The 27,000-nt window shown below is 65.9% G+C and carries 24 protein-coding genes and 1 pseudogene; 9 read left to right on the top strand and 16 right to left on the bottom strand.

Translation table 11 applies throughout. The annotated features are described in order from the left end of the window. The 4 genes and pseudogenes from ADBZ9O_RS13670 to lepA form a co-directional block, all read right to left on the bottom strand. On the bottom strand, nt 1-1,251 hold the full coding sequence (locus ADBZ9O_RS13670) for an acyl-CoA dehydrogenase family protein (protein ID WP_526532046.1): 1,251 nt from the start codon (nt 1,249-1,251) through the stop codon (nt 1-3). After that, entirely contained in the window at nt 1,248-2,636 is a 1,389-nt protein-coding gene (locus ADBZ9O_RS13665) for an NtaA/DmoA family FMN-dependent monooxygenase (RefSeq protein ID WP_526532044.1), read from the bottom strand. The genes ADBZ9O_RS13670 and ADBZ9O_RS13665 overlap by 4 nt, the downstream gene beginning before the upstream one ends. A 270-nt stretch (nt 2,637-2,906) precedes the next feature. Next, nucleotides 2,907-3,611: a sensor domain-containing protein gene (locus tag ADBZ9O_RS13660; protein ID WP_526532042.1), complete on the bottom strand. Its 705-nt coding sequence runs from the start codon at nt 3,609-3,611 to the stop codon at nt 2,907-2,909. 6 nt (nt 3,612-3,617) lie between these two features. Continuing rightward, nucleotides 3,618-5,647: pseudogene (gene lepA / locus ADBZ9O_RS13655) on the bottom strand (translation elongation factor 4). Here lepA and ADBZ9O_RS13650 point away from each other — a divergent pair. Beyond that, entirely contained in the window at nt 5,636-6,259 is a 624-nt protein-coding gene (locus ADBZ9O_RS13650; protein ID WP_526532040.1) for a type II toxin-antitoxin system PemK/MazF family toxin, read from the top strand. The pseudogene lepA and the gene ADBZ9O_RS13650 overlap by 12 nt on opposite strands. A gap of 16 nt (nt 6,260-6,275) precedes the next feature. On the opposite strand, the gene ADBZ9O_RS13645 is transcribed toward ADBZ9O_RS13650, so the two are convergent. Together ADBZ9O_RS13645 and ADBZ9O_RS13640 are read right to left on the bottom strand one after the other, a co-directional pair. Then, a complete protein-coding gene (locus ADBZ9O_RS13645) occupies nt 6,276-6,836 on the bottom strand; it encodes a GNAT family N-acetyltransferase (protein ID WP_526533134.1) in 561 nt (186 codons plus the stop codon). A gap of 71 nt (nt 6,837-6,907) precedes the next feature. Continuing rightward, the gene (locus tag ADBZ9O_RS13640) at nt 6,908-7,336 is read right to left on the bottom strand and encodes a CBS domain-containing protein (RefSeq protein WP_526532038.1); all 429 of its coding nucleotides are present in this window, start codon (nt 7,334-7,336) and stop codon (nt 6,908-6,910) included. 134 nt (nt 7,337-7,470) lie between these two features. Between ADBZ9O_RS13640 and ADBZ9O_RS13635 the strand changes: the two genes are divergently transcribed. Both ADBZ9O_RS13635 and ADBZ9O_RS13630 read left to right on the top strand, forming a co-directional pair. After that, nucleotides 7,471-8,040 (top strand): DinB family protein, encoded by a 570-nt coding sequence (locus tag ADBZ9O_RS13635; RefSeq protein ID WP_526532036.1) that lies wholly within the window; start codon nt 7,471-7,473, stop codon nt 8,038-8,040. Continuing rightward, nucleotides 8,037-8,864: a ribonuclease Z gene (locus ADBZ9O_RS13630; RefSeq protein WP_526532034.1), complete on the top strand. Its 828-nt coding sequence runs from the start codon at nt 8,037-8,039 to the stop codon at nt 8,862-8,864. The genes ADBZ9O_RS13635 and ADBZ9O_RS13630 overlap by 4 nt, the downstream gene beginning before the upstream one ends. A 16-nt stretch (nt 8,865-8,880) precedes the next feature. Here ADBZ9O_RS13630 and ADBZ9O_RS13625 read toward each other — a convergent pair whose 3' ends face one another. Genes ADBZ9O_RS13625 through ADBZ9O_RS13615 form a run of 3 tightly spaced genes read right to left on the bottom strand, consistent with a single transcriptional unit; the run spans nt 8,881 to nt 12,415 of the window. Further along, nucleotides 8,881-9,720 carry a transglutaminase-like domain-containing protein gene (locus ADBZ9O_RS13625; RefSeq protein ID WP_526532032.1) on the bottom strand — a complete coding sequence of 280 codons (840 nt, stop codon included), beginning with the start codon at nt 9,718-9,720 and terminating at the stop codon, nt 8,881-8,883. Continuing rightward, complete coding sequence (locus ADBZ9O_RS13620) at nt 9,720-10,700, bottom strand: alpha-E domain-containing protein (protein WP_526532030.1); 981 nt, start codon at nt 10,698-10,700, stop codon at nt 9,720-9,722. The genes ADBZ9O_RS13625 and ADBZ9O_RS13620 overlap by 1 nt, the downstream gene beginning before the upstream one ends. Next, nucleotides 10,700-12,415: a circularly permuted type 2 ATP-grasp protein gene (locus ADBZ9O_RS13615; protein WP_526532028.1), complete on the bottom strand. Its 1,716-nt coding sequence runs from the start codon at nt 12,413-12,415 to the stop codon at nt 10,700-10,702. Before ADBZ9O_RS13615 ends, ADBZ9O_RS13620 begins: the two co-directional genes overlap by 1 nt. A 173-nt stretch (nt 12,416-12,588) precedes the next feature. Here ADBZ9O_RS13615 and rpsT point away from each other — a divergent pair, with 173 nt between their 5' ends. Further along, nucleotides 12,589-12,849 carry a 30S ribosomal protein S20 gene (gene rpsT, locus ADBZ9O_RS13610; RefSeq protein WP_526532026.1) on the top strand — a complete coding sequence of 87 codons (261 nt, stop codon included), beginning with the start codon at nt 12,589-12,591 and terminating at the stop codon, nt 12,847-12,849. 60 nt (nt 12,850-12,909) lie between these two features. On the opposite strand, the gene holA is transcribed toward rpsT, so the two are convergent. From holA to ADBZ9O_RS13590, 4 genes are all read right to left on the bottom strand, one after another. Further along, the gene (gene holA / locus ADBZ9O_RS13605) at nt 12,910-13,860 is read right to left on the bottom strand and encodes a DNA polymerase III subunit delta (protein ID WP_526533132.1); all 951 of its coding nucleotides are present in this window, start codon (nt 13,858-13,860) and stop codon (nt 12,910-12,912) included. A gap of 17 nt (nt 13,861-13,877) precedes the next feature. Continuing rightward, on the bottom strand, nt 13,878-15,413 hold the full coding sequence (locus tag ADBZ9O_RS13600; protein ID WP_526533130.1) for a ComEC/Rec2 family competence protein: 1,536 nt from the start codon (nt 15,411-15,413) through the stop codon (nt 13,878-13,880). 25 nt (nt 15,414-15,438) lie between these two features. After that, on the bottom strand, nt 15,439-16,317 hold the full coding sequence (locus ADBZ9O_RS13595) for a ComEA family DNA-binding protein (protein WP_526532024.1): 879 nt from the start codon (nt 16,315-16,317) through the stop codon (nt 15,439-15,441). A 101-nt stretch (nt 16,318-16,418) separates the two neighbouring features. After that, on the bottom strand, nt 16,419-17,120 hold the full coding sequence (locus ADBZ9O_RS13590; protein WP_526532022.1) for a GntR family transcriptional regulator: 702 nt from the start codon (nt 17,118-17,120) through the stop codon (nt 16,419-16,421). A gap of 162 nt (nt 17,121-17,282) precedes the next feature. Here ADBZ9O_RS13590 and ADBZ9O_RS13585 point away from each other — a divergent pair, with 162 nt between their 5' ends. From ADBZ9O_RS13585 to ADBZ9O_RS13565, 5 genes are all read left to right on the top strand, one after another. Further along, nucleotides 17,283-18,791 carry an amino acid permease gene (locus ADBZ9O_RS13585; protein ID WP_526532020.1) on the top strand — a complete coding sequence of 503 codons (1,509 nt, stop codon included), beginning with the start codon at nt 17,283-17,285 and terminating at the stop codon, nt 18,789-18,791. Further along, nucleotides 18,788-20,266, top strand: coding sequence for an FGGY family carbohydrate kinase (locus tag ADBZ9O_RS13580; RefSeq protein WP_526532018.1), 1,479 nt, complete (start codon nt 18,788-18,790; stop codon nt 20,264-20,266). Before ADBZ9O_RS13585 ends, ADBZ9O_RS13580 begins: the two co-directional genes overlap by 4 nt. Continuing rightward, nucleotides 20,263-21,660: an NAD(P)/FAD-dependent oxidoreductase gene (locus ADBZ9O_RS13575; protein ID WP_526532016.1), complete on the top strand. Its 1,398-nt coding sequence runs from the start codon at nt 20,263-20,265 to the stop codon at nt 21,658-21,660. The genes ADBZ9O_RS13580 and ADBZ9O_RS13575 overlap by 4 nt, the downstream gene beginning before the upstream one ends. Further along, nucleotides 21,657-22,922 (top strand): NAD(P)/FAD-dependent oxidoreductase, encoded by a 1,266-nt coding sequence (locus ADBZ9O_RS13570; protein WP_526532014.1) that lies wholly within the window; start codon nt 21,657-21,659, stop codon nt 22,920-22,922. Before ADBZ9O_RS13575 ends, ADBZ9O_RS13570 begins: the two co-directional genes overlap by 4 nt. A gap of 119 nt (nt 22,923-23,041) precedes the next feature. Beyond that, on the top strand, nt 23,042-23,365 hold the full coding sequence (locus ADBZ9O_RS13565) for a hypothetical protein (protein ID WP_526532012.1): 324 nt from the start codon (nt 23,042-23,044) through the stop codon (nt 23,363-23,365). Between the two features lie 10 nt (nt 23,366-23,375). Here ADBZ9O_RS13565 and ADBZ9O_RS13560 read toward each other — a convergent pair whose 3' ends face one another. Genes ADBZ9O_RS13560 through ADBZ9O_RS13550 form a run of 3 tightly spaced genes read right to left on the bottom strand, consistent with a single transcriptional unit; the run spans nt 23,376 to nt 26,988 of the window. Further along, nucleotides 23,376-24,116, bottom strand: a complete 741-nt coding sequence (locus ADBZ9O_RS13560; protein ID WP_526532010.1) for a hypothetical protein — start codon at nt 24,114-24,116, stop codon at nt 23,376-23,378. Next, nucleotides 24,113-25,363, bottom strand: a complete 1,251-nt coding sequence (locus tag ADBZ9O_RS13555) for a zinc ribbon domain-containing protein (protein WP_526532008.1) — start codon at nt 25,361-25,363, stop codon at nt 24,113-24,115. Before ADBZ9O_RS13555 ends, ADBZ9O_RS13560 begins: the two co-directional genes overlap by 4 nt. After that, on the bottom strand, nt 25,360-26,988 hold the full coding sequence (locus tag ADBZ9O_RS13550; protein ID WP_526532006.1) for a S53 family peptidase: 1,629 nt from the start codon (nt 26,986-26,988) through the stop codon (nt 25,360-25,362). The genes ADBZ9O_RS13555 and ADBZ9O_RS13550 overlap by 4 nt, the downstream gene beginning before the upstream one ends. Nucleotides 26,989-27,000 lie beyond the last annotated feature (12 nt).

Raw genomic sequence — 27,000 nt, 5'->3', positions numbered from 1 at the left:
CTACAGCAGCAGACCACGCCTCGGTGGCAGGGTTCCGTTGAGCGTGTAGTTGCCGAGGTGGACGTACTTCCAGCGGGCGGGGTCGTGCAGCGAATGCACCCGGACGTTGCGCCAATGCCGGTCCAGTGCGTATTGCCCGTCGGTGGCCGAGGTTCCGGCGAGTTCGAATATCCCACTGGCGATCTCGACCGCGAATTCCTGGGCCAGCGCCTTGGCGGCCGCCACTTGCAATGACGCCTCCGCGGCGGCTTCGCGGGTCAGTTCGGGCAGCGCAGAGGCGGCGTCGACCAATGCGGCGCCGTGGGCCAGCAGGGCTTCGAGGGCATACAGCCGTGCGGTCAGCTCACCGAACCGGCGCACGATATGCGGTTCCTCGGCCGCCGAGTCGACCTCCGCCTCCCACCAGGGCCGGCTTCTGGTCGTCACGAAGCGGGCACCGTCTTGCAAGGCAGCCCTCGCGATTCCGATATCGATGGCGGCATGAAGAGCCTGGTCGTACGCGCCGAGCACAGTCGGTGGTGCGGTGAAGGGATCCAGATCAGGACCCTCGTCGATGACGAACACATCATCGACGACGACATTGTCCAGGACGACCTCGCCGCTGGCGGTACCCCGCTGGCCGAACGCCGACCACTTCTCCAGGTTCAGTGTCACACCCGGATCCGTCGGCCGGACGAAAGCCGTTGCCCCATGTGAGGGTTCGGTCCCTTCGATGCGGGCGGCCACCGCGATCCAGGTGGCACCGAGTGAGCCGGTGGCGTAGTACTTCTTGCCGGTCAGCACCCAGCCGCCCTCTGCTCTGCGGGAAACAGTGGTCAGGCGGTCGGCGCTGGTGCGGGTTCCCCGCTCGACGGTGGCGTTGCCCAGGTGAGCACCACCGAGGACGTCGCGGTACAGCTGCGGGGCAGGCTGGGTATCACCTAGCCCGCGGAACACGCCTGTGAGCACATAATGCGCCAATAACAGCTGTCCCACAGCAGAATCCGCGGTGGACAAGATGCGCAGCACATTGACCGCAGTGGACAGCGGCAGTTCAGGTCCACCGAACTGGGCAGGTACCAGAATGCCGAGCAGACCGGAATCGGCCACCAGGCCCAGTGCCTCCAGCGGCCACTGTCCGTTCAGCTCGCGTTCGACGGCGCCGGCGGCCACCTCAGCGGCGACGGCATGGGCAGCCGCAATGGCGTCGTCGACGGAGCCGAGCAGGGGCACGGTGCGTACGGCGTCTTCGGTGTGTCCAGTGATGGTCATACCGTTACCCGCGCAGGCACCGTCAGCGGCTCGGACACTTTGTCCGCCAGCGAGTTGTCGCTGAAGGCACCGCGATACTTCGCGGCGGGATGGGTATCAGGCAGCCGGTCGGGACCCCCACCAGAAAGCTTGTGCCGCAACGTGCCTGATTTGTCCGAGCTGAGCAGACCGCGACGGCGCAGCTCCGGGAACAGCAGGTCGGCGATGTCCTTGAAGGTGTCGGGTCGCACCGCGTGGAACACGTTGACCCCGTCGAGGCCGGCGTCGCGCCACTCCTCGAGCTTGTCGGCTACCTCCTCGGCTGACCCGACGATACGACTGCTGCGTTCGAAAGCCCTACCGAGGTCGGCGATGGTCGGCTCGGCGGTGGTGGCCGCATCCTCTACCGAACGCAACCAACCCTGGATGCCACGGAATTCACCGAGTTCGGAGATCGGGGTGTCCAGGGGTAGCGCACCAGCGTCGATTCCGGCGTCACCGAGGATGTGGCACAGCACACCCTCGACGCTGAGCTGTTCCTCCATCCGCGCTTCCTTCTCCCTGGCCTCCTCGGAGGTGCGGCCCACCACCAGTGACAGGCCTTGGAAGAACTTCACGTCGTAAGGATCCCGCCCGTATCCGGCGGCCAACTCTCGGGTTTCGTTGATCAGCCGGCCTGCGGACGCCGGATCCGGGCTGGCAATGAAGACGCCCTCGGCATTGCGGGCCGAAAACCGCTGTCCCACAGGCGATGACCCGGCCTGAAACAGTAGCGGTACGCGCTGTGGCGACGGCGTGACGAAGTGCGGGCCCTCCACCGAGTAGTGCTCGCCGACGTGGTTGATCTTGTGGATCTTCGACGCGTCGGCGTGGACTCCGGCTACCTTGTCCGCACGCAGGGCGTCCTCGTCCCAGGAGCCCTCCCACAGCTTGTACAGCACGTCGACGTACTCGTCGGCGATCTGATAGCGCAGGTCGTGCTCGATCAGCTTCTCGTGCCCGAAATTGCGGTAGGTGTTATCCGAGAAGCTGGTCACGATATTCCAGCCGACGCGACCACCGGTGTAGTGATCCAGAGTGGAGATGCGCCTGGCGAAGTCGAAGGGCTGGCTCTGCACGATCGAGCTGGTGTACACCAGACCCAGGTTCTTCGTCGCTGTCGCCAGCGCCGAAATCAATACCGACGGGTCGTTGGTCGGTATCTGCATCCCTTCGCGGGCCACCAGTTCATAGGACCCGTTCCATGGCGAGCGCAGCCCGATGACATCGGCGAAGAACATCAGGTCGTACCCGGCGCCGTCGAGATAGCGGGCCAGGTCCACCCAGTGCGTCAGCGAGTTCATCTCATGGTTGGCCGCTGCCTCGTCCCGCCACAGGCCGTGGATCACGTGCGAAGGCGTGTTCATCACGAACGCCGAGAAATAAAGTGGACGATTCTTGCCAGGTGCAGGCATTCGAGTGCAGCTCCGGTTGCATTAGTCAGTCAGTGATCCCCCGCCGAAAGGCTAGAGCGATCACCGGACCGGCACTGTCCGTGCTGTCGACCGACATCGCTGGGATACGGTGCAAAGCGCACCGTCACATCAGCGGAAGAGCCTGGCCAGCAAGATATTTAGCGAAGATGCCCGACGATGTCATTTCCCCGCCGGCTTTAGAATCAGGGTGGATTCAAATCCCTATTTCGCGTTGGCGGTGAGCGCATTCACCAGGGTGACCGCCTCGTCCTGCAGCGACGTCCCGCAGACCGATCCCTCGATGATGTAGGTGTCGACCGCGGCCAGTGCGTGCTGGCAGGCCCAGCCGTCACTGTCGGTCTGCCGGGCGGTCTGGCTGATGGTGCCGCCGTCGCGGGAGATACCTTCGAACTGCCAGTGGTACTCGTACTCGCCGTCGTTGACCATCACGGACTTGCCGATGCAATCCATCCACTGTTTGAACGATGACTCCAGGAACGCTTTGGCGCCGGTCGCTGCCGGGAACTGCACGACCGTCTGTTCCACCCAGTGCGCGCTGTCGTCCTCTGGCTCGGTGAGCACCTGGTCGACGACGTCTTTCCAACCGGTCCCGTTGTACACCGACTCTTCGGCGTTATACAGCGCACCAAGGCATTTGGCCTCCGAGATATCGGCACTGTGATCGGCCATATCGTTGGCCGAATCCATCAGTTCGATATCCGTTGCGCCCATCAGCTTGTTGATGTCGGCTGCGCTGAGCAGGATACGTTCGAGGTCGCCGCCTGGCTGGCCCGATTTCGTCGGCGTACTCGACGAACTCGGTCCGGCCGCGTCCGCGGGTCGGGCCGTTCCGTCCGTGGTCTGAACACAGCCCGCCGCGAGGAGGACGACCGCGCACAGGCTGCCCGCCAGCCGGGACCGTCGCATGGTCAGCTACTTCTTGGCGCTTTTGGCGTCGGCGGCGGAATCAGTGGACAGGGCTGCCACGAATGCCTCTTGGGGCACATCGACCCGGCCGATGGTTTTCATCCGCTTCTTGCCCTCCTTCTGCTTCTCCAGAAGTTTGCGCTTACGGGTGATGTCACCGCCATAGCATTTCGACAGCACATCCTTGCGTAGCGCCCGGATAGTCTCCCTGGCAATGATTTTCGCGCCGATCGCGGCCTGGATCGGCACCTCGAACTGCTGACGCGGTATCAGCTCCCTGAGCTTCGAGGTCATTTTGTTGCCGTAGGCGGGTGCTGAGTCCCTGTGCACGATGGCGCTGAACGCGTCGACGGCCTCACCCTGCAACAGAATGTCCACCTTCACCAGGTCCGCCTCCTGCTCACCCGACTCCTCGTAATCGAGGCTGGCATAGCCGCGGGTGCGGGACTTCAGGATGTCGAAGAAGTCGAAGATGATCTCGCCCATCGGCATCGTGTAACGCAGCTCAACCCGTTCGGGCGAAAGGTAATCCATGCCGCCGAGTTCGCCGCGTCGGGACTGGCACAGTTCCATGATGGTGCCGATGAATTCGCTCGGCGAGATGATGGTGCATTTCACCATCGGCTCGTAGACGGCGCGGATCTTGCCCTCGGGCCAGTCGGCGGGGTTGGTCACGGTCAGTTTCAGGGCCTCAGCGTCAACTCCAGCTTTACCTTCCATCACCACCCGGTACACCACGTTCGGCGCGGTCGAGATCAGGTCGAGGTCGAATTCGCGTTCCAGCCGCTCCCGGGTGATCTCCATATGCAGCAGGCCCAAAAAGCCGCAGCGGAACCCGAACCCGAGGGCCACCGACGTTTCCGGCTCCCACGTCAGGGCCGCGTCGTTGAGCTGCAGGCGCTCCAGCGCGTCACGCAAGTTCGGATAGTCCGAGGCATCCACCGGATAGAGCCCGGAGTAGACCATCGGCCGCGGCTCGCGGTAACCGGTCAACGCCTCGGTGGCGCCGTGCCGCGCCGAGGTGACGGTATCGCCGACCTTGGACTGGCGGACATCCTTCACACCGGTGATCAGATAACCGACCTCGCCGACTCCGAGGCCGACAGTGGCCTTCGGCTCGGGTGAGACGATGCCCACCTCGAGGAGTTCGTGCGTGGTGCCCGTCGACATCATCTTGATCTTCTCGCGCGGGTTGAGCTTGCCGTCGACCACCCGAACGTAGGTGACGACGCCGCGGTAGATGTCGTAGACGGAGTCGAAGATCATCGCCCTGGCCGGGGCGTCGGAGTCACCGACGGGCGCCGGCACGGTCCGCACCACCTCATCGAGCAACTCCCGCACACCGACGCCGGTCTTACCCGACACCCGCAGCACGTCGTCGGGCTCGCAGCCGATGATGTGGGCGATCTCGCCGGCGTAGCGATCGGGATCGGCGGCGGGCAGATCGATCTTGTTGAGCACCGGAATGATCGTCAGTCCTCGGTCCAGCGCCAGGTACAGGTTCGCCAGGGTCTGCGCCTCGATGCCCTGGGCAGCGTCGACCAGCAGCACCGCACCCTCGCACGCTTCCAGCGCGCGCGACACCTCATAGGTGAAGTCCACGTGTCCGGGGGTGTCGATCAGATGCAGCACGTAATCGGTGACGGTGCCGTCGGCGTCGGTGACCTGCCAGGGCAGCCGCACGTTCTGCGCCTTGATGGTGATCCCGCGCTCGCGTTCGATATCCATCCGGTCGAGGTACTGGGCCCGCATATTGCGATCAGAGACCACGCCGGTGATCCCCAGCATGCGGTCCGCCAGCGTCGACTTGCCGTGGTCAATGTGAGCGATGATGCAGAAGTTCCGTATCTGCGCCGGCGCTGTGAAGGTCTTGTCGGCGAAACTGCTGATGGGAATCTCCTGGTGGATGGCTATCCGAATCCTTCTAAGCCCCAGGTCGACCCCGGGACTCGCACGTCAAGAGTATCGAGAGGTGGCCGTCGCGACACAATCGCGCACCGCGAACCTCGCCTATGCTTTCCCCTATGGCGTCGCAGTGGAAGACGTTGCAGCGGGTTGTAAAGGTCACCGAGCACCTGGTGTTCAACGAGGCCCCCAAACTCATCAGGCAACTGCAGAATCCGCAGGCCATGCAGCGCAACCTGCAGGAAGGCCTGCAAAGGGGCCTGGTCCAGGGCATCAAGATCGGTATCGACGTGCTCGCGAACGCGGCCGCCGAGCCGCAGATCGCGATCACCGCCGGTCGGCCTGTGACCAATAACATCGTGCCGACCGCACACCGCGCCCGTCGCATCGTTTACGCACCTGACCTCGACGGACGTGCCGATCCCGGTGAAATTGTCTGGACCTGGGTGGTCTACGAAGACGATCCCAGCCGTGGCAAGGACCGACCGGTGCTGGTGGTGGGCCGCGACCGGCAGACGCTGCTCGGGTTGATGCTGTCCAGCCAGAATTATCACGCCGACGACACCGACTGGGTCGGCATCGGCGCCGGGCCGTGGGACCACGAAGGCAGGCCGAGCTGGGTCCGCCTGGACCGCGTGCTCGACGTGCCGGAGGAAGGGATCCGCCGCGAGGGCGCGATCATCGACCGCCCGGTGTTCGACGTGGTGGCGGCGCGGCTGCGAGCCAGATACGCCTGGAGCTAACCCGGTCGACGGGGATCTAGCGCGGCGCCCGCCACATCGGCCACAATGTCGGACCGCCGTTGGGAAGCTGTATCTCGCCGGTGACGTCGAATCCGAACCGTAAGTAGTAGGGCAGGTTGTCGGCCTTACTGGATTCCAGATAGGCCGGTGCGTGCTCGGCATCTACCCGGTCCAGCCGGGAGCGCATCAGCGCATGACCGAAGCCACCTCCGCGCACAGCGGGATCAGAACCGATGAACCCCAGATACCAGTGCGGTTCCTCCGGGTGTAGCCGTTCCATCTTCGCGTTGATGGCGAACGACCGGCCGAAACCCGCACCGAGGGCGCGAAGCAGGCCCGGGACTGCGCGCAGCTGCTCGGCCGGGGTGTAACGCCACAGCCCCGGTGGATCCCACACAGCAGCGGCCATGATCGCCGAATCGTTGACGGCGACCTCGCACCCGCCTGCGGCCAGGTGGTGATGCCGGGCCAGGGCGTCGAAGAGCCGCGGCAGCCTCCGGCGTCGCATCGCTTCGTCCGGGTAGAGCCACAACATCACCGGATCGTCGTAAAAGGCCCGAGCCAGCGCCCGGGACATCTGCCTGAGATCGGCCTTCTGCGCCGGCCGGACATCGACGAAATTCACCGATCGACTTTCGCATAAAACGCTCAACCCTGGTTGATGTAGGCCTGTAGTTGTTGCTGTTCGGTGGTCAGCTCTTCCATCCGTGTTTTCACCACGTCGCCGATGCTGACGATCCCGACCAGGTGACCGCCGTCGATCACCGGCACATGGCGCACCCGGTTCTGCGTCATCACCACGCTCAGGTCATCCACCGACGCGGCCAGTCCGCACGTTGCCACGACCGTGGTCATGATCTCCGACACCGGGCTGTCGAGAATGTCGGCTCCGCGCTCATGGAGTTGGCGCACCACGTCGCGCTCGGAGACGATGCCCGCTACCCCTTCCGGCCCGACCACGACCATGGCGCCGATGTTGTAGGCCGCGAGTGCGGCGACCAGTTGCCTGACGGTCATCTCCGGGCTGGCCGTTGCCACTGATGCACCCTTGACTCTCAAGACGTCTGCGATGCGCATCGTTACCCCCAAGGTGTGATTCAGTTCACACCAGGCTAGGTCGATGTCACCGCGACACGCGGGAAATTGGACGAACCAGCGCAGATGCCTGCCCGATGTGGCATACCTAGGCGTGATCAAAGGAGCTGATACCCGTGAGCACTGAGCTGATCCTCGATTCCCTGCAGCGCCGAATGTCCGCGATGCACTCGCTGTGGTACCAGGCGATAAGCGATATGGATACCGAACAGGTCAACCATGTCGAGCGAGAAGGTGTTCTGCCCATTGCTTTTTCGCTGTTTCATCTGACTCAAATGGAGGATGTGTCGCTGGTGATGCTCAGCGGGCTGCCACCGATCTGGGATCCGACCTGGGAGCAGCGGATCGGCCTGGGTGTGCCTGATCACGGCAAGCACCGCAGCGTCGACGAGATGATGGCACAGCGTATCGACGATATCGAGGCGTTCCGTGACTACCAGCGGCAGGTGTTCGACAAAACAGAGGCGTGGCTGGCCGACCTCGACCCGGAGTCCTTGACGGAAGTGCTCGTCACCCGTCCGTTCCCACCGCACATCGCCACCACCTACAGCGCGCGGGTGGCCGGACCGGCCGGCATCACCCGCCTCGACGGCACTGAGTGCTGGATCTACCAACACGGTCTTCGCCATATGGGCGAAATCGAACACGCCCGCGCTTTGGTCGGGCTCGGAGGGATGACGTCATGATCGAGATCACTTTGTTGGGCACCGGAAGCCCGATGGTCGACCCGAATCGGGCTGGGCCGTCGACGCTGGTAAAGGCTGGGGACCAGACGTTTCTGGTGGACTGCGGCCGCGGCGTCCTTCAGCGGGCGGCGGCGGTCGGGGTGGGCGCGGCGGACCTGACCGCGGTGCTGCTCACGCATCTGCACAGCGACCACATCACCGATCTCAACGATGTCATCACGACGCGCTGGGTGACGACGTTCGTCCGCACGCCGCTGCCGATTATCGGCCCTCCTGGAACCAAGGCGGTGGTGGACGGCCTCCTGACGGCGCTCGCCCCCGATATCAGCTACCGCATCGCCCACCACGCAGATATCACCGAGCCGCCGACGCTGGAGGTCTACGAGTACACCGACGGCCCGGTGTGGGATCAGGGCGGCGTGAACATCCGCGTCGCGCCGACGGACCACCGGCCCGTCGAGCCGACAATCGCCTTCCGGATCGAATACGACGGCACATCGGTGGTGCTGGCCGGCGACTCAGTGCCGTGCAGCACCCTCGACGGGCTGTCCGCGGGTGCGGATGCCCTGGTGCACACGGTGATTCGGAAAGATCTTATCGCGCTGGTACCGAACCAACGGCTCAAGGACATCCTGGACTACCACTCGTCGGTCGAACAGGCCGGCGCCACCGCGGCCCGCGCGGGCGTCGGCACCCTGGTGCTGACCCACTATGTGCCACCGTTGGTGCCGGGCACCGAAGACCAGTGGCGCGCGTTGGCCGCAACGGAATTCGCCGGCACCATCGCACTGGGCGACGATCTGCTGAAGGTCGAAGTCGGCTAGCCCGCGGCGCGCAAAGTCAGGCCAGGCGGGTGATCTCGACAACGACGTCGAGGTCGGTCGAGCCCGCGCCGGAGTAGATCCCCTTCAGCGGCGTCACATCGGCGTAGTCACGGCCGACGCCGACACTGATGTATTGCTCGTTGATTCCGGTGTCGTTGGTCGGGTCGTAACTCGACCAGCCACCGGTCCACGCCTGGATCCACGCGTGGCTCTGCCCGTCGATGGTCTCGCCGATGGCCGCCTTCTTCTTCGGGTGCAGGTAGCCGGACACATACCGCGACGGAATTCCCATGCTGCGCAACAGGATCAGCGAGAGGTGTGCGAAGTCCTGGCACACCCCTTTACCCTCCCGGTGCGCATCTAGACCTGACGAGTGCACGCCGGTGGTTCCCGGCACGTAATCCAATTCGCTGTTCGCCCACTTCGCGGCTTCGATGACCGCCTCTTGCGGATCGTGGTACTTCGCGATGCGCTTGCCCACTGCCTGGATGCGCCTGCTGGCCGGTGCGTAGGCGGTGGGCGTGAGCAGCTCGTCGAACCGGTCGATCACCGCTGCGGACGCCAGGTCCTCCCAGGTGACCACCTCGGTCGGCGCCTCAGCCTTATCCGTTTCCACCACTGAGGACGCGGTGACTTCCAGTTCGGTGTGCGGCGCGTGCAGGTCGAAGGCGGTGACCGCCGTCCCCCAGTAGTCGACGTACCGGTAGGAGCGAGTGGCAGGCGTCGTCTCCACCCGGTTGAGGATGACGTTCTGCCGCGAGTCCGACCGTGGCGTAAGGCGTGCCTCGTTGTAGGAGGCGGTGACCGGCGTCTTGTAGGCGTAACCAGTTGCGTGAACGACCCGCATGCGCCACATCAGACTTCCCCCTCCTCGATGACCACTGTTCCGTTACGGCCGGCGTCGGTCCAGGCCACCCAGGGGGCAGCGTGAAAGTACTGCAGTGCCAACGCGTCTCCTACATCCGAGCAGGTTTGCTGCAGACCCGCCAACCGCTCCTCCAACGATTCGAGCAGCACGCCGGGCCGTAAGAATTCCAGCTCGCTACGCGCCCTGCCCAACAGGCGCTGAGTTTCGGCGGTCGCACCGACCCGGTTGTGCGGACTGTGCAGCAGCTCCTCGAGGCTGTGCTCAGCCAGCTTGAGCGAGTAGAAAATCGACCGAGGGAACAGCCGGTCGAGCAGGATGAACTCGGCCACCCGATTGGCGTCGAGCACGCCGCGATAGGTCCGCAGGTACGTGTCGTGGGCTCCGGCCGACCGCAACACCGTCACCCACGCCGGTGAGGACGCACTGTCACCGACACGGGACAACAGCATCCGCACGGTCATATCGACGCGTTCGATCGCGCGGCCCAGCACCATGAAGCGGTAGCCGTCGTCACGCGACAGTGTCGAGTCCGCCAACCCGGCGAACATCGCGGCCCGGCCCTCCACGTAGGACAAGAACTCGTGCGGGCCCAGGCGGCGGGAGGCTCGCTCACGCTCGGGCAGCGCGTTGTAGGTCGTGTTGAGGCACTCCCACATCTCGCTGGAGGTGACTTCCCTGGCCGATCGCGCATTCTCTCTGGCGGCGGTGATCGACTCCACGATCGAACAGGCGCCCGTCGTACCGCGGCCGAACGCCACCAGATCGGTCAGCGACCACACATCGAGCGCCGCATCATCGGGCGAGTCGATGCCGAGCACCTGCAACAGGGTCCGCGAGGCCTGGTCGGGGTCCACGCTGGAGTCTTCGAGCAGCTGGTGCACGGTGACATCGAGGATGCGGGCGGTGTCATCGGCGCGTTCGACATAGCGCCCGATCCAGTACAGCGCCTCGGCGTTACGAGCGAGCATCAGCCGATCACCGCCTGCTGCTGTTGCTGTTGCTGCTGTTGCTGCTGCTGCTGTTCTTCGCCTTGCCTCAGCGTCCTGGATTGCTGCTGCTGAGTCGACATCTCCGGACCCTTATCCCCCGCTGGCGCCTTCGCGCTCTTCGGTAGAGACCGGACGATCTCGGCGGCCGCCAGCTCACGATCGGCGACCGAGGACCGCGAGGCCAGCACCCAGGTGTCCTTCGAACCGCCACCCTGGCTGGAGTTCACCACCAGCGAGCCCTCCGGTAGCGCCACGCGGGTCAGGCCACCAGGGAGCACCCACACCTTCTCGCCGTCGTTGACCGCGAATGGGCGCAGGTCCACGTGGCGCGGCGCCAGACAGTCGTCGATCTGCGTCGGCACGGTGGAGAGCTGCACCACGGGTTGGGCGATCCAGCCGCGCGGATCGTTACGAACCTTCTTGGAGATGGTCGCGAGTTCCTTCTCCGACGCGTCGGGGCCGAACACGATGCCGTAGCCGCCGGAACCCTCGACCGGTTTGATCACCAGCTCATCGATCCGGTCGAGCACCTCCTCGCGCTCATCGTCGAGCCAGCACCGGAAGGTGTCGACATTGGCCAACGCGGGCTTTTCACCGAGGTAGTACTCGATGATGGTCGGTACGTAGGTGTAGACGAGTTTGTCGTCTCCGACGCCGTTGCCCACGGCACTGGAAATCACCACGTTGCCCGCGCGCGCGGCATTGAGCACACCGGCCACGCCCAATACCGAATCAGGCTTGAAATGCATCGGATCGAGGAATTCATCGTCGATACGGCGGTAGATGACGTCGACCTGACGTTCACCTTCGGTGGTGCGCATATAGACGGAGTTGTCGCGGCAGAACAGGTCTCGGCCCTCGACGAGTTCCACACCCATCTGCCTGGCCAACAGCGAATGCTCGAAATACGCCGAGTTGTAGACGCCAGGGGTCAGCACCACCACGGTCGGGTCGGCTTCGTTGGTAGCCGCCGAATTACGCAGTGCCCGCAAGAGATGCGACGAATAATCGCCGACGCTGCGCACGCGATGGGTGGCGAACAGATTGGGGAACACCCGCGCCATCGTGCGGCGGTTCTCCATGACATAGGAGACGCCCGACGGTGACCGCAGGTTGTCCTCCAGCACGCGGAAGGTGCCCTGTCCGTCCCGAACCAGGTCGATACCGGCGACGTGGATGCGCACCCCATTCGGCGGGACGATGCCTGCGGCCTCCCGGTGGAAGTGCTCGCACGAGGTGATCAGCCGACGAGGGATCACACCGTCACGCAGGATCTCCTGGTCACCGTAGATATCGTCGAGGTACATCTCCAGCGCCTTGACGCGCTGGGTGATGCCCTTCTCCAACCGCGACCATTCCGCCGCCGAGATGACACGCGGCACCAGATCGAGCGGGAAGGGTCTCTCCTGCCCCGACAGGGAGAACGTGATGCCCTGGTCGATGAACGCCCGGCCCAGCGCCTCCGACCGGGCCTCCAGTTCGGAAGCATTCGACGGCGACAGTTCGGCATAGATGCCCTTGTACGGCCCGCGGACGTTGCCATCGGCGTCGAACATCTCGTCGAACGCCTTGGCGTAGCCGCCACGTTTGTTATAGCCGTCGAAGATTTGCTCGTGCTTTTTCGGCGAGCGCGACGAACTGCGCGACTGCCGTCCGGTCTCGTTGGGCAAGGATCGAAGACTCACGTGTGACATGCTGCCCCACGATCGGAGTTTCGGCAGGCCAGTACCAGGACTGTGACCTCAGCTTTGGGTGTTTAGTAACCGAACTGGTAACCTGAACAGTCGCTGCCCGCCGCCGGGCGCGCCAGAACTTCAAGATCAGCAATCCAGTATTCGAACCCAGACAGTACGAAGGACTAACACGCGTGGCCAACATCAAGTCGCAGCAGAAGCGAATTCTCACCAACGAGCGCGCCCGTCTGCGCAACCAGTCGGTGAAGTCGGCGCTGCGTACCGCGGTCCGCGGGTTCCGTGAGGCGCTGGACGCCGGCGATAAGGACAAGGCCGCCGAGCTGCTCGTCGCGACCAGCCGCAGCCTGGACAAGGCCGCCACCAAGGGTGTCATCCACAAGAACCAGGCAGCCAACAAGAAGTCGGCTCTCGCTCTCGCGCTGAACAAGCTCTGAACTAACGATCACCAGGGGCTCGGGATACCCGAGCCCGCCCGGTCATAGCGACCCAGGCCGTTATCTGCCGTTGTCGGCGACCAACTCGGCCACCCCGCGCACGGCGGCTTCGAGCGCATAGTCAGCATCTGCGGCCGCACCCTTGACGTCAGCATTGAGCTTCGCGACCAACCGGATTGCAGTGGCAACACTGTCCCGTGACCATCGACGCGACTGCTTCTGCGCCTTCTGCACGCGCCACGGCGGCATCCCCAGATCGCCGGCCAGCCGGTAGGGGTCACCGGTCAGCGGTTTGACCCGCGCGATCGTGTGTACGGCCTCGGCGAGCGCATCGGCCAGCACGACACGGGGCTCGCCACTCATCATCGCCCACCGCAGGGCCTCGGCAGCACCCGCGACGTCGCCGACGACGGCTTTGTCGGCAATATCGAAGCCTTTCACCTCCGCTTTACCGCTGTGATAGCGGCGGACCGCGGCGGGGTCGACATTTCCGTCGGTGTCGGCCGCCAATTGTGAACAGGCAGAGGCGAGTTCGCGGATATCGGAGCCGACGGCATCGATCAACGCGGTGACCGTGGCGTCGCCGACCGACACCTTGAGCGCTTTGAATTCGCGCCGGACGAAATCTGCCCGCTCGGTTGCCTTGCTGATCTTGGCGCAGAGGTGGACGGTGGCGCCGAGGTCCCGCAGCTGACCCGCCAGCGCCTTGGCCCGCCCCCCGCCGGAGTGCACCACGACCAGCACGGTGCCCTCAGGTAGGTCGGCGGCCGCGGCAGCGATCAGGTTGACAGCATCCTTGCCGGCCTCGGCAGCTGATTCGAGGACCACCACCCGCTCGTCGGCGAACAGTGACGGGCTGAGCAGCTCGGCCAGCTCGTTGGTGCTGACCTCACCGGCCCGCAACCGATTTACCGGCACATCGTCGGTGCCTGCCTGCTTGCGGGCGGCACGCTGCACGGCGGTGATCGCCCGGTCGACGAGAAGATCTTCCTCACCGAGGACCAAATGCAACCCCGGGACCTGTTGGCTCACGCGACGATGGTGCCACGGTCCGCCGACACCGTCGCACCGTGCCCGCCCACCAGCCCCGAAATCGACCAGGCGAGCAGGACCGCCAGTGCCCCCGCCAGCGTCCACCGGAACCACCGTCGCCGCCACAGCATCACCACGGCCGCCCCTGCCAAAGCGACCAGCAGCACCCCGGCGGCCCCCGCCGGAACCGGCACGGTCGCATGGGGGATGCCGGCGGCGCCGTGCGCGACAGTGCTCAACCACCACAGTTCAGGACCGGTGAATCGGATCAGCAGCTGCCCGGCGGCGGGCCAGAACAGACCCACCGCCGCCGCGATGGTGCCGAACACCGTGATCGGAGCGATCAGCGCAGCGACAGCCAGATTCGCGACGATGGCCACCAGGCTGAATGTCCCCGAGATGCCTGCCACCAGTGGTGCGGTCACCAGCTGGGCCGCGGCGGCGATACAGACCGCGTCGGCAAGTGGCTTGGGCCACCGGCGAGCGACGAGTCGCTTCGACCACACCGGGGCGATGACCACCAATGCCGCGGTCGCCGACACCGATAGCGCGAAGCCGACGTCGACTGCAAGCTGCGGGGCGGTGATCAAGAGCACCAGTACCGTCGTCGACAGCGCCGGAATCGCCTGTCGGCGCCGTGCGGACAGGATGGCCAACAACGTCACCGCACCCATCACGGCGGCACGTAGGACGCTGGCCGTCGGCTGCACCACGATAACGAAGGTGGTCAGTGCCACCGCCGCCATCCCGACCGCGAGCCGCGGCCCCACCACGTAGGCGGTCATCAGCACCGCGCCGCAGACGATCGTCACGTTGGCACCCGATACTGCCGTGAGATGGGTCAATCCCGCCGCGCGAAATTCGGCGGTCACCGCATTCGTCATCGCACTGGTGTCGCCGAGCACCAGTGCGGGCAATATCGCCGCCTGACCGGCAGGCAGCGCATCGCGGGCGGCGACGGCGAAACGACTACGCACCGATGCGGCGAACCGCTGCACTACCGACGCTTGCCCCAGGGTGGGCTTCCCCGTGGCCATCAGCAATGCGACGGTCAGGTCGCGCCGGGTGGGACGGCCAATCCGCGCAGCGAAACGCGCCGGCTGACCGGCGTCGATGTGGCCGAAGTCTCCCGCTGGGGCGAAAACCACGACGCGGCCGCTGGTTTCGCGATCGCCGACGATGACCAGATCGGCCTTGAACAACACCCTGCCGGTGCCGACCGATCGAGGGCTCTCTGTCGGCGTGACCGTCACCTCGGTGGCGCTGCCGAACAACTGGGTGACGGGGTGATCGCGAACTCCGTTGGCGCGCAGGGCAACAGCGAACCCGAATCCGGCGCCCACCACCGCGGCCGCGATCAGTCCGGTACCGACCGCACGAGCCAGCGGGCGGTGAGCCGGTGTTCGGCCTCGGATCAGGGCAGCCACCAGCGCTATCGCCACGCACAGAGCCGCAACCGCGGCACCGACGTCCCAGACGATGCCCAGCGCAGTTACCGCCCAGCCGGTCAATGCCGCGGGCACCAACCGCAGGTCGACGGCTTCGGTCGACGGCGCTTCAGACACGCACCAGGTCACGCAGTTTGTCGAGGCGAGCGGGGCCGATCCCGTCGACATCGCCGAGCTGTTCGACGCTGGCGAATGATCCGTTGGCGTCCCGCCACGCTACGATCGCCGCCGCGGTGACGGGGCCGATCCCCGGCAGGGTGTCCAACTGTTCGACGGTGGCTGCGTTGAGGTCGACCGGTCCACCCGATGCGGCGGCGCCCGCAGGTGGCGCGGGCGCGCCGGGTGCAGGGGCGCTGGTATCGGTTGCGGACACCGAGCTGCCAAGGGCCGCGGGTTGACCCGGTATCGGGGCCAGCCCGACAACAAGCTGTTCACCGTCAGCGAGGTGGCGGGCCATGTTCAGGCCGATGGTATCGGCGCCGTCGAGCGCTCCGCCGGCAGCCGAAAGTGCATCTGCGACACGTGCTTCCGGGGCGAGGGTGACCAGGCCAGGTGTGGTGACCAGACCGACCACGCTGACCACCACGGGCTGATCAGGCGACAGGCTCGGGGCGCCGCTGGGACGTGGGCTGGCCGATGAGACCATCTGCACCGGCGGTAGTTTCGCTGATACGACCGGTGCTGGATCGTCGCGGATCAGGGTGAACACGGTGACGAGTACGGCCAGGCCGGCGACCACCGCCAGGGCCAGCGCTCCCGCCCGGCCCGGGTCTGCCCGCGCCGCCGCCACCCAGCCGCGGCCACTGCCGGCCGCGCCGTCGGGTAACCAACGCGGTAGCAGCGCCTTCGGATCATCACCGGCGTCGAGATCGTCGGGATCGTCGGGATCACCGTGGGGGTCGTCAGCGACCGCGCCGGCGGTTTCGGCGCCCTGCCGCAGTCCGCCCAGGCGGCGATGCAACAGCGCGGCCGGCAGTTCTTCTCGCATGGGTAAACCGTAGGGACGCCGCCAGTCACCACAGGCGTCGGCGAATCCGAATCAGCCCGGCCTGTGCATGAATTCGAGACTGTGCACAACTGGGCCGAGATTTACGCCAGGTTCTCAGAGACCTCGAAGGCGGTCCGGTCCGCACGGTAGACATCACGGGCATACTCGATACAGCGACCGGAGGTGTCGAGCGTTCGGCGAGTGAGCAGGGTGCCGGCCGAGCCAGGCCGCAGTTTGAGCAGGGCGCTGGAGGCGTCGTCCAGGACGATGGATTCCAGCACCGCCGTCGACCGGGACAGTGCTATCCCATACCGGTCTCGAAGCACCGCCCACAGCGAACCCTCGTCCGATTCGTCGAGGATGCCCGGTGTCAGGTCAGCGGGCAGATACGTCGTTTCCAGGGCGAAGGGCACGTCATCAACAGTCCGCAGCCGATGGAACACGTGCACGCTGGCCTCATCGTCGAGTTCCAGGGCCAGCCGCACCGAGGGGCTGGGCTGTTGGCGCTCGGCCCAGAGCAGGCGCGCGGCGGGATGTAAACCGAGCCGGGCCACTTCCTCGGAAAAGCTCCCGACGTGAAAGCGCACCCTGGGCTCGGCGACGAACGTCCCGCGGGGCGGCTTCCGGTAAACCACACCCTCACTCTCCAAAAGGGTCAGCGCCTGACGCGCCGTCATCCGGCTGACCGCGTGCTGTTCGGCTAGTTCGCGTTCCGACGGGAGCAACGTGTGCGGTCCGAGCTGGTCAGTGAGTATTCGGTCCCGCACCGACTCCGCGATGCTGATATAGCGCGGGGCCGGCATCTCGCCAGCGTAAACGCCCGCGGCGAGTTTGTGACGCATGTGAACCACTTGGTCTAGGCCATGGGCGTGTTAACAGTTGATTTCCGGGATTGACAGTGCGGTGCGCCACACCCAATACTTTGGCTCAACCGCATGGTCTATACCACTTGGAGGAACCAGCACATGGCACATCCGACCACCCCCGGCGGCGGTGACGCGGCCGAACTCGCCCAGTTCGGGTACCGGCAGTCAATGGAGCGCCGCACCGGCAAATTCGCGTCCTTCGCCGTGGCGTTCGCCTTCGTCTCCATCGCGACCGGCATCTTCACCACCTACGGCGCCGTACTGAATTCCTCTGGGCCCGTTGGAATCTGGACCTGGCCGATCGCAGTGGTGGGCCAACTCGCGGTGGCGTTCGTGCTCGGCACGATCGCGTCGAGGATGCCGGTGACCGGGTATGCCTACCAGTGGATGTCGCGGCTGGCCAACCCGATTCTCGGCTGGATCATCGGCTGGATCTCGTTCACGTTCTTGGCCATCGTCGTGGTGGCAGTCGATTACACGATCGCCTCGACCGTGCTGCCGGTGCTGCTCAATTACGAGGGCACCAGCACCGTCACCTGGGCGGTGACCGCACTGGTGCTGTTGGCTCAGGCCGTTCTGCTCGCACTGTCCACCAAGTGGAGTCAGCGCTTCAACAATGGCGCGGTGTCACTGGAACTAATCGGGATGGTCGCGCTGACGGTGCTGCTGCTGATCGTCGCCGCCGTCCGTGGCGATATGGATGCCAGTAACCTGTTCAGCAAGGGAGCTGTTGCCGCAGAAGGGTTCTGGAGTTTCGGCGACTGGACCTCAGCCGGCCCGTGGATGCTGGGCTTTCTGCTCGGCGCATTCACCATCGTCGGATTCGAATCCGCGGCCAACCTCGCCGAGGAAACCACTGACCCGGAGCGCGTGGTTCCGCGAGCGATGTGCCAGGCCGTGCTCGCCTCCGGCGTGCTCGGTTTCCTCTTCCTGATCGCGGTGACACTGGCCGCAGGCGATCCGGTGGCGCTGGCAGAATCCGGCACGCCGATCGCCGACGTCATCAAGCACACCCTCGGTTCGACGGTCAGCACGCTGCTTCTGCTGATGGTGGTGATCGCCATCTTCGCCTGCGGGCTGGTGATCATGATGACCGGAGTTCGCTTGACGTGGGCCATGTCTCGCGACGAGCGCTTCCCCGGTTGGCAGCAGTGGAGCGATATCTCGCCGCGGTTCCACACCCCGCTCAAGGCCACCGTGTTGTTCGTCGTCCTTGCTGAACTGATTCTCGCGATTTTCTCGCAGTCAGAAACCGCGCTGTTCACGTTGTTCGGCGCGGCGACGCTGCTGCCTGCCATCATCTATGCCGCCACAGTGCTGCTGTATCTGGTCAAGCGCAAGGAATTGCCGGTCAATGGCAAGTTCGACCTCGGCGCGTGGGAGAAGCCGATCCTCGTGGTCGCGGTGATCTGGTTGGTATTCGAACTGGCCCTGTTCCGCGATGCCAGCTTCATCGACGCCTGGCTCTATGTCATCGTGATGGTCGTGATCGGCGCGGGCTATCTTGGCTATCTGCTGGCTCGGCACGGACGCGACGGGTTGGCCATGCCCGATCAGATCTCGATCGACGCAGTCCTCGATCAGGAAGCAGGCAGCGGGAGGCCATGAGCCACGTACTGGCCGTTGATCAGGGCACCTCGGGCACCAAGGCCATCGTCGTCGACGACGCCGGCCAGGTGGTCTCCATCGCCGAGGTCGCCCTGCGGCCGTCCTACCTGCCCGGCGGTGGCGTCGAGCAGGATCCCGAAGCGCTGTGGAACTCCGTCCTCGTCGCGGGCCGGCGCGCTCTCGACGAGGCCGGGGTGGCCGTCGCTGCGGTGGCGCTGGCCAATCAGGGCGAGACGGTGTTGGCCTGGGAGCGCAACACCGGCAGACCGCTGACCCCGGCAATCGTCTGGCAGGACCGCCGCGCAGAGTCCATCTGCGCGCCACTCGCCTCGTCGGCCACCGCCGTCGCCGCCAGAACCGGGCTGGTGCTCGACCCGTACTTCTCCGCACCGAAGATGGCCTGGATCCGAGAAAACCTGACCCGCGACGGTGTCGTCACGACCACCGATACCTGGCTGATCAACAGGTTGTGTGGGGCGTTCGTCACCGATACCTCCACTGCCAGTCGCTCATTGCTCCTCGACCTGGATACCGCGACGTGGAGCGAGGAGCTCCTCGAGCTGTTCGGCCTGTCCGGCGAGGCACTTCCCGAACTGGTTGCCTGCGACCAGATCGTCGGCGCCACAGATGCTTTCGGCCCGACAGCGCTACCAGTGGCCGGCTTGATCGTCGACCAGCAGGCCGCGCTGCTCGCCGAGAGCTGCCTGGAACCCGGCGCCGCGAAGTGCACCTTCGGCACGGGGGCGTTCCTGCTGGCCCAACTCGGAGAGAACCCCGCCCGATCCAGTGCGGGCCTGACCACATCGGTGGCCTGGCAGCTGCGCGGTGACACCTCCTACTGCGCCGACGGGCAGGTCTATACCGCCGCCTCGGCGGTGCGCTGGGCGATCGACCTCGGTCTGGTCCCTGCCGCCGATCAGTTGGACGCCGTATCGGCCTCGGCGGGTGAGACCAGCGACGGCGTGTTCTGTGTCCCGGCGCTGGCCGGTCTGGCCGCACCGTGGTGGGACGCCCAGGCCGGCGCGTCGTTCACCGGTATGACGCTCAGTAGCAGCCGGGGACATCTGGTGCGTGCACTGCTGGAAGGTATTGCGGCGCAGGTCGCCTGCCTGGCCGAGCTGGTGGCCCAAGACCTGGGCCAACCGTTGAACCGGCTCCGCGTCGACGGCGGGTTGACCCGCTCCGCTGTCCTCATGCAGGCCCAAGCTGATCTCACCCGCGTACCCGTCGAGATCTATCCGTCCGCGCATGCCACGCCATTGGGCGCCGCCGCCTGTGCCCGACTGGCGCTCGACCCGTCACGCAGTCCCGCCGAGATCGTCGGAACCTGGACACCACAACACACCTACGAGCCCGTCTGGTCACCCGACCGGGCCGCCGACCACCTCGCAAGGTGGAAGCAGGCGGCCGAGGCGACGACAAGGTCTTCGCGCGAGCGCTCATCCACGCTCACAACGAAGGAGAGCAGTACATGATCGCCCCGGCGGACATCCGCGATGTCATCGTGATCGGCGCCGGGATTGTCGGCAGTGCCATCGCCCGCGAACTGGCGGGCACCGGCCTGACGGTAACGCTGGTCGACGGCCGCGACGACGTCGGCGACGGCACGAGCAAGGCCAACACCGCCCTATTGCACACCGGATTCGATGCTCCCCCTGGCACTTTGGAGTCACGGCTGGTGGCACGAGGTTACGAGTTACTCGGTCAGTACGCCGAGCAGACCGGGATCCCCGTCGAGCGAACCGGTGCCCTGCTGGTCGCCTGGACAGACGAGGAGGTCCAGGCGCTGCCCGGGCTCAAGGCCAAAGCCGAGCGCAACGGGTATGACGCCTGCGAGATCGTCGACGCCGCCGAGGTGTACCGCCGCGTGCCCCAACTCGGGGCCGGCGCCCTGGCCGGGCTCACCGTGCCGGGTGAGGCGATCATCTGCACCTGGACCACGAATCTGGCGCTGGCCACCGAAGCCGTCCAGCGCGGCGCGGAGCTGCGCCGCGGCGCAGAAGTCACCGACGTCATCCCCCGGTCCGCCGAGACCGACCACACCACCTTGGTCACCACCGACGGCGAGCTCCACGGCCGCTGGGTCATCAACGCCGCGGGGCTGGGCGCCGACCATCTGGACAACAAATTCGGTTATCGGCGCTTCACGGTCACCCCCCGTCGCGGTGAACTGTTCGTCTTCGACAAACTCACCCGTCCAATGGTGCCGTGCATCGTGCTGGCGGTGCCGTCCTCGCGAGGCAAAGGCGTGCTCATCAGCCCGACCATTTACGGCAATGTGATGGTCGGACCGACGTCGGAGGATCTCGAAGACCGCAGTGCCACCGGCACATCCGAGGAGGGCTTCGAGTTCCTGCTCAGCAAAGGCCGCGCGCTGATGCCGACCCTGTTCGACGAGGAGATCACTGCCTCCTACGCGGGTCTGCGCGCCGCAATCGACCACGGCGACTACCTGATCGACGTCGACGACACCCAGCACTACGTCCTCGTCGGTGGCATCCGCTCCACCGGCTTGACCGCGGGCATGGCCATCGCCGAACACCTGATGGGCCTACTGGCTGCCACCGATCTGGACCTGACGCCACGGTCCGACCTCCCGCCGGCACCGCACATGCCCAACATCGGTGAGGCGTACACCAGGCCCTACCAGGACGCCGAACGCATCGCCGCGGACCCGGAGTACGGCCGCATCGTCTGCTTCTGCGAGCGGGTCAGCGCAGGCGAGATCCGCGATACCTTCACCTCCCCTATCCCCCCTGCCGACCTCGACGGTCTGCGCCGACGGACCCGGGTGATGAACGGCCGGTGCCAGGGCTTCTACTGCGGCGCCAACACCACGGCGCTCCTGCAGTCCGGTACGGGTCGATGACAAACCAGGAGAAGACTATTCACAAGGTTGCGGTAGCGATCGTCGGCGGCGGTCCGGCCGGACTGACAACAGCCGCCACGCTCGCCCCCCTGATCGACGGGGAGGTGCTGGTCATCGAACGCGAAGCCGAGACCGGCGGAATCCCCCGGCACAGCGACCATCCCGGCTACGGCATCCGCGATCTGAAACGCTTCATCAGCGGGCCGGCATATGCGCGGCGCCTCACTGACAGCGCCCGCGAGGCGGGCGCACAGCTCGAGACGGAGGCCATGGTGACCGGCTGGACCGGTGACCGTCGACTCGAGGTCACCTCACCGCGTGGCCGACGCGTGGTGCACGCCGACGCCGTCGTCCTGGCCACCGGTGCCCGCGAACGGCCCCGCCCGGCGCGCCTGATCCCCGGCGGCCGACCCGATGGCGTCTACACCACCGGCCAGTTGCAGAACCTGGTGCATCTGCATCACGCCGACGTCGGTACCCGTGCCGTCGTCGTCGGTGCCGAACTGGTCAGCTGGTCGGCGGTCATGACGCTGCGCGAGGCCGGTTGCGCCACTGTCGCGATGACCAGCAGCTACCCCCACTCTGAGGCCTATGCGGCGTTCCGGATCCCCGGCCGGTTCCTCCTGGACGGTCCGGTGCTCACCCGAACCCGACTGATCAGCATCGAGGGTAAGCACCGCGTCACCTCGGTGATCGTCGAAAACCTGGACACCGGAACACGATCGCGCATCGCGTGCGACACCGTCGTCACCACCGGCGACTGGATCCCTGATCACGAACTCGCCCGCACCGCCGGTCTGGACATGGATCCCGGCACCCGCGGCCCATTGGTCGATGCCGGCCTGCGCACCACCACCCCCGGTGTGTTCGCGGTGGGCAACCTGGTGCATCCCGTCGATACCGCCGACGGCGCTGCCCTCGACGGCCGACACGTCGCCGCCAAGGTCCGGGACTGGCTGCGCGCTGACACCTCTCGTGGGCGCGGTGCGCAGGGTATTCGCGTGCGGGCCGCAGCACCGTTCCGTTGGGTCACCCCGCAGCTCGTCGACCCCGCTGGTGGCGCAGCGCCGCGCGGGGATCTGCTGCTGTGGGTTGACGAGTACCGCCGCGCACCCCGGCTGCGGGCCGTTCAGGATGGTCGCGTCATCGCGACCAAACGGACACCGTGGCCCGCCGCGCCCGGCCGTATCTACCGGGCCCCTTGGAGCCTGGTCTCCGGGGCGAACCCGGCCGGCGGTGACGTCACCGTCGAGCTCACATAGCAACTGCATAACATCTGGGGGCTGCGCAGCTGCCCCGCAGCATGGGTCACCGGGGTAGTCTCGGCGGGTCGGGTTTTACCTTGTGGATGGGCGTGATGATGGCTTTTGGTGGACAGTCTGTGCGGCGTTTCCTTACTGCGGGGGCATTCGCTGCGGCAACACTGGCGGCGCCTGCGGTGATTCTGATGTCAGGCACCTCGGTGGATTCCGCTCCGCAGCCACTCGCGGACTGCAGCGGCATACCCGTCGGCCTCGAAGGACTCGGCGCCTATACGACCAACTGTGACCTCGCGGTGCAGCCTCCTGCGGCAATCGGCGCTGCCCCCAGCGCGGGCGCGATCGTGGCGTGCCGCAACATCCCCGGCTGCCTGTCGCAGTTCGTGAACAGCCCGGGTCAGGTGCAGGTGCCCAACCGCAGCAACGTGATTGTGAACAGCCAGTAGTCCTACCGGCTCAGCGAGGCGGATCGCCCCGCCAGCTGAAACTGTTCACGTACTTGCCCATGTCTTGGGCGATCTCCAGGTTCGCCCCGGACGGTGGCCCAGGACCGAAATCAGGTCCGAACTCGTGGAACGGGCCCACCGCAGCAGCGACCAGGGCCAGATCGTCTTTCACCGCGACCATCACCAGGATGCGCATCCTGGCGTAGCTGCTGTTGGCGCCCTGCGGCCAGCAGTCGGCGGCCTCGCCGTATCCGTGTACGTAGCCGACCATCGCATTCGGGATCTGATATGCGGTTTTGGTGTCGGGGAAGGTCTTCTTGACCAGGCTGGTCGCGATCTCCTTCGGCGTCCGGCCGCTCGCGGGCGTGCTGAAGAGTTGCAACGTGCCGCCGTCGCCGGCGGTGAACTCGGCCGTCACTCCATTCGGGTTCTGGGTGATCTTGTAGGCGGTGCCCTCGGCCGGGTAGGAAACGGAGAAGCTGCCATCCGCGGCCGTGAAACGGGGGTTGGTGGTCACCGGGGTACCGGTCGGAGGACTGCCGCACTCAGGTGGGCACATGAACCGCGCTGACGGTTTCGTCACGATGCCCGATAACCCGACCAGCGCCACCACCACCACCGCGATGGCGATACCCCAGGTGGCCGCCAGCCGCAGATGCGACGTCCGATGCGGCGCCTCGGCGGCGTAGGAACCCGCCGGGACGGCGTAACCAGGGAAAAACTCCTGTCGTGGCGTGGTAGGCGCGCTCATTGCTGCTCACCTGCTGGACCTTCTGTGGCAGTTCCCTCTATGGCAGTGCGCACCGGCCGCAGTTCCCGGCGCGCCGTTCGCGAGGACCGCGACGATGCGTGGGTGGCGGCACCACAGGCGGGGCAGAACGGCATATCGGGAACCACGTGTCCGCAGTGCGGGCACAGAATCGGCTGATCGGAGTGGACCTCGTCATGCGCCTCGTGCAGCAGTGCCAGATGCAGGCCGATGCGCAGCGCCAGCAGCGCCACGGCGGCGACGACCAGATGGCAGGCCAGCTGCAGGAGCTGCGGCATGTTGACCACATCGATGAGCCCCAGCGACATGTACACCAGCAGCACAATCAGACCGAAAGACAGCAATACCGCCCGAACCAGTCCGGGGTGCTGATCGGCTTTGCTCGGCGGCCGCTGGAACCACAGGGCGGCGCCGATCAGTCCGCCGGCTGCTGCGGCGGTCAACGGCATGGCTATCCCGCGGATACCGGCCTCCACCAACAGGCCCTCCATCGGGCGGGCGCGGGCGATCATGCCCGTCGCGAACTGCGGCGCAAGCCGCGTCAGGGTGGCGGCGCCACCGAAGGCGAGCGCACCCAGTGCGCCGATCATGAAGCCGTCCAATGCCTCTCGGTCAGTCGGTTGGGTGAACCGGACCAGGACCGCAGGCATGAGCGCCAGGATCGCACTGCCCAATGGGACGCCTAGCCCCTCCCGCATGAGTCGGGTGGCCGCGACACCGCTGCCGAGGGGAATACCGTAGGAACGCGCCACCATGGCCCCGGTGAGCAGCACCCAGCAGACACCAAGACCGATACCCAGTACCGCGGTGAGGACCAGAATATTTGGCGCTATATCGCGGTGGGCATCGATTTCATGCAGGTAGAGCACGAACAGGAACGGCAGCCCCAACGCGGCGACCGCGATCAGCGCCGCGGGTAACCGCAACACCGCGAAGACGACCAGCGCGACCACCACGATGAGCAGCGCGATCCGGAACGGCGCACGCGACTTCGCAGGCAGATGCGGGAACAGCGAACTGGCCACCGACGGCAGCAGCAGGTGCTCTCCGGGCGCCGATGCGAAAGCGCGCATGCGCAACCAGGTGGGACCATTGCGCTTGTGCTCGTCTAAGGGCAGGCCGCACAACCCGCAGTACTCGCCTGCGGGAACGTCGACCCGACACACCGGGCATTCGGTTACCGGCACTGGCGGTTCCTGCGGGTTCTCCGTGTCGTCTCCGGTGCTCACTGGACCACCGCCTGGGCGATCAGCAGGTTGCGCACCAGATTGTCGACGTCGGGGGTACCGAGTCCGGTGACGAGGTCGTAGCCGGGCGCCGCCGAACTGACCGCGTTGCCGCCGAGGACGACATCGCGGAAGGACGGCAAGCGGGAACCCATGGCCGCCACCCCGTACAGCAGCGGGTTGAGGTCGCCGATCAGTCGGCCACCGTTTTCGACCATGTACTGGTCCATCACCGCGGTCATCCCGGCCCAGATGGGGGCAGCCTGGGAGGTGCCGCCGCCGACGAGAACCTGCTGTTTGAAGACGATTTTCACCCCGGTGAACGCGTCGGCAACCGCGGACACATCGGGCACCAACCGCCGGTCGGGACTGGTATCCGGCAGGACCGCCTGCTGCCAGGACGGTCGGTCGAACAGCGAGGACACCCCGCCGCCGGTGCCCTGGGACAGCGGCACATCGAACCAGGCCTGCTCCGCGAGCCAGTCACCTTTGTCGTTCGTCGACAACGTGGTCCCACCGACATTGGTCATCTCCGGCAGCGAGGCCACCGCATCGAGCCCGACATCGTCATCGGACGGGGCCGCCGACCAGTCCTGGCCGCCCTTGCATTCCAATCCGGCCAGATCGCCACTGGCATTGAAGGCCGTGGTGCCATGGGATTGCGCCGTGGTCAGCGCGGAGCGCACTGGCATGAGATCGGCGGCGGTCAGCAGCTTGTCGCAACCCCAGCCGATGGAGAAGCTCCACACCGCGCCGGGGAACTGCTCATCCACCGATTCCAGCAGCTGGCCGATTTTTTCGTACGGGCCGTCACCGGTGACGGTCGGCCTGGCGTTGACGAAAACTTTCTTGGCATCAGGTGCGATCGCATGCGCCACTTCGAGATCCATCGTGGTCTCGCCGCTGCGCTGGGTGGGCATGTCGCCGACCACTTGCGGCGTGAACTTCGGCAGATCAAAACTGGTGGCGAACAAATCCAGGTCGGCCTGATCAAAACCATCGAACCCGAAAATGACGATGGTGGTGCCTTTGCCGGTGTAGCCGCCCGCCGTCAACGGTGCCACGTTGTAGGTGTTCCGCAAGGCGGTCGGCGCCAGACCCTGATCCGGGACATCAAGGGGCACAGGGGCAATCGTGGGCAGCGACATGTGATGCGGTGTGTAGCTCATGATCCGGCCCAGACCGGAGACCACGGTACGCAGGTTCGCCGGTACCGCAGGCTGTTGTGGTGACGCGTAGAAGACCTGGCCCTGCTGTCCGCGGTAGTCGTGCACCTCCACGCCGAGCGCCTTACTCACGTCATCGGGTGCACCCTCGACAATCGCCCAGTCATCGCCGGGACGCCAACGCACCGAGAGCCCGACATCCCTGGCCCAGACCATCAGGTCATTGGGCTTGGCGGTATCGCGCAGGGCGGCAGTCAACTGCACTTCCTCGGCGGTCGCCGGGCCGAGATCGGTTGATGCGCCGAGTAATAGCGCGTACGGACCCCCGATAATGCCGCCGTCGTCGCGGGCCTCGTCGCTGATACCGGCACGAATATCACCCGAGAACACCAACGCACCCGCCAGCACCACGGCGCAGACGATCGCCAGATAACGCTGCCAGGAACGGCGCCACACCGTCATCGCCGCGCGCCG

Origin of the sequence: Mycobacterium sp. (assembly GCF_965229105.1) — a bacterium.
In the GTDB taxonomy this organism is placed as follows: domain Bacteria; phylum Actinomycetota; class Actinomycetes; order Mycobacteriales; family Mycobacteriaceae; genus Mycobacterium.
Note: the sequence above shows the minus strand (reverse complement) of the source record. Positions and strands in the feature narration are given on the sequence as shown.

Excerpts from the sequence above, each read along its gene's own strand:
- ADBZ9O_RS13640 (WP_526532038.1), bottom strand. The coding sequence starts at position 7,336 with ATGCGCATCGCAGACGTCTTGAGAGTCAAGGGTGCATCAGTGGCAACG.
- ADBZ9O_RS13560 (WP_526532010.1), bottom strand. The coding sequence starts at position 24,116 with ATGAGCGCGCCTACCACGCCACGACAGGAGTTTTTCCCTGGTTACGCC.
- ADBZ9O_RS13670 (WP_526532046.1), bottom strand. The coding sequence starts at position 1,251 with ATGACCATCACTGGACACACCGAAGACGCCGTACGCACCGTGCCCCTG.
- ADBZ9O_RS13665 (WP_526532044.1), bottom strand. The coding sequence starts at position 2,636 with ATGAACACGCCTTCGCACGTGATCCACGGCCTGTGGCGGGACGAGGCA.
- ADBZ9O_RS13650 (WP_526532040.1), top strand. The coding sequence starts at position 5,636 with ATGGCGTCGCAGTGGAAGACGTTGCAGCGGGTTGTAAAGGTCACCGAG.
- ADBZ9O_RS13620 (WP_526532030.1), bottom strand. The coding sequence starts at position 10,700 with ATGCTCGCTCGTAACGCCGAGGCGCTGTACTGGATCGGGCGCTATGTC.
- ADBZ9O_RS13550 (WP_526532006.1), bottom strand. The coding sequence starts at position 26,988 with ATGACGGTGTGGCGCCGTTCCTGGCAGCGTTATCTGGCGATCGTCTGC.
- ADBZ9O_RS13625 (WP_526532032.1), bottom strand. The coding sequence starts at position 9,720 with ATGTGGCGCATGCGGGTCGTTCACGCAACTGGTTACGCCTACAAGACG.
- ADBZ9O_RS13580 (WP_526532018.1), top strand. The coding sequence starts at position 18,788 with ATGAGCCACGTACTGGCCGTTGATCAGGGCACCTCGGGCACCAAGGCC.
- ADBZ9O_RS13630 (WP_526532034.1), top strand. The coding sequence starts at position 8,037 with ATGATCGAGATCACTTTGTTGGGCACCGGAAGCCCGATGGTCGACCCG.
- ADBZ9O_RS13590 (WP_526532022.1), bottom strand. The coding sequence starts at position 17,120 with ATGCCGGCCCCGCGCTATATCAGCATCGCGGAGTCGGTGCGGGACCGA.
- ADBZ9O_RS13615 (WP_526532028.1), bottom strand. The coding sequence starts at position 12,415 with ATGTCACACGTGAGTCTTCGATCCTTGCCCAACGAGACCGGACGGCAG.
- ADBZ9O_RS13575 (WP_526532016.1), top strand. The coding sequence starts at position 20,263 with ATGATCGCCCCGGCGGACATCCGCGATGTCATCGTGATCGGCGCCGGG.
- ADBZ9O_RS13570 (WP_526532014.1), top strand. The coding sequence starts at position 21,657 with ATGACAAACCAGGAGAAGACTATTCACAAGGTTGCGGTAGCGATCGTC.
- ADBZ9O_RS13595 (WP_526532024.1), bottom strand. The coding sequence starts at position 16,317 with ATGCGAGAAGAACTGCCGGCCGCGCTGTTGCATCGCCGCCTGGGCGGA.
- ADBZ9O_RS13645 (WP_526533134.1), bottom strand. The coding sequence starts at position 6,836 with ATGTCCCGGGCGCTGGCTCGGGCCTTTTACGACGATCCGGTGATGTTG.
- ADBZ9O_RS13660 (WP_526532042.1), bottom strand. The coding sequence starts at position 3,611 with ATGCGACGGTCCCGGCTGGCGGGCAGCCTGTGCGCGGTCGTCCTCCTC.
- ADBZ9O_RS13585 (WP_526532020.1), top strand. The coding sequence starts at position 17,283 with ATGGCACATCCGACCACCCCCGGCGGCGGTGACGCGGCCGAACTCGCC.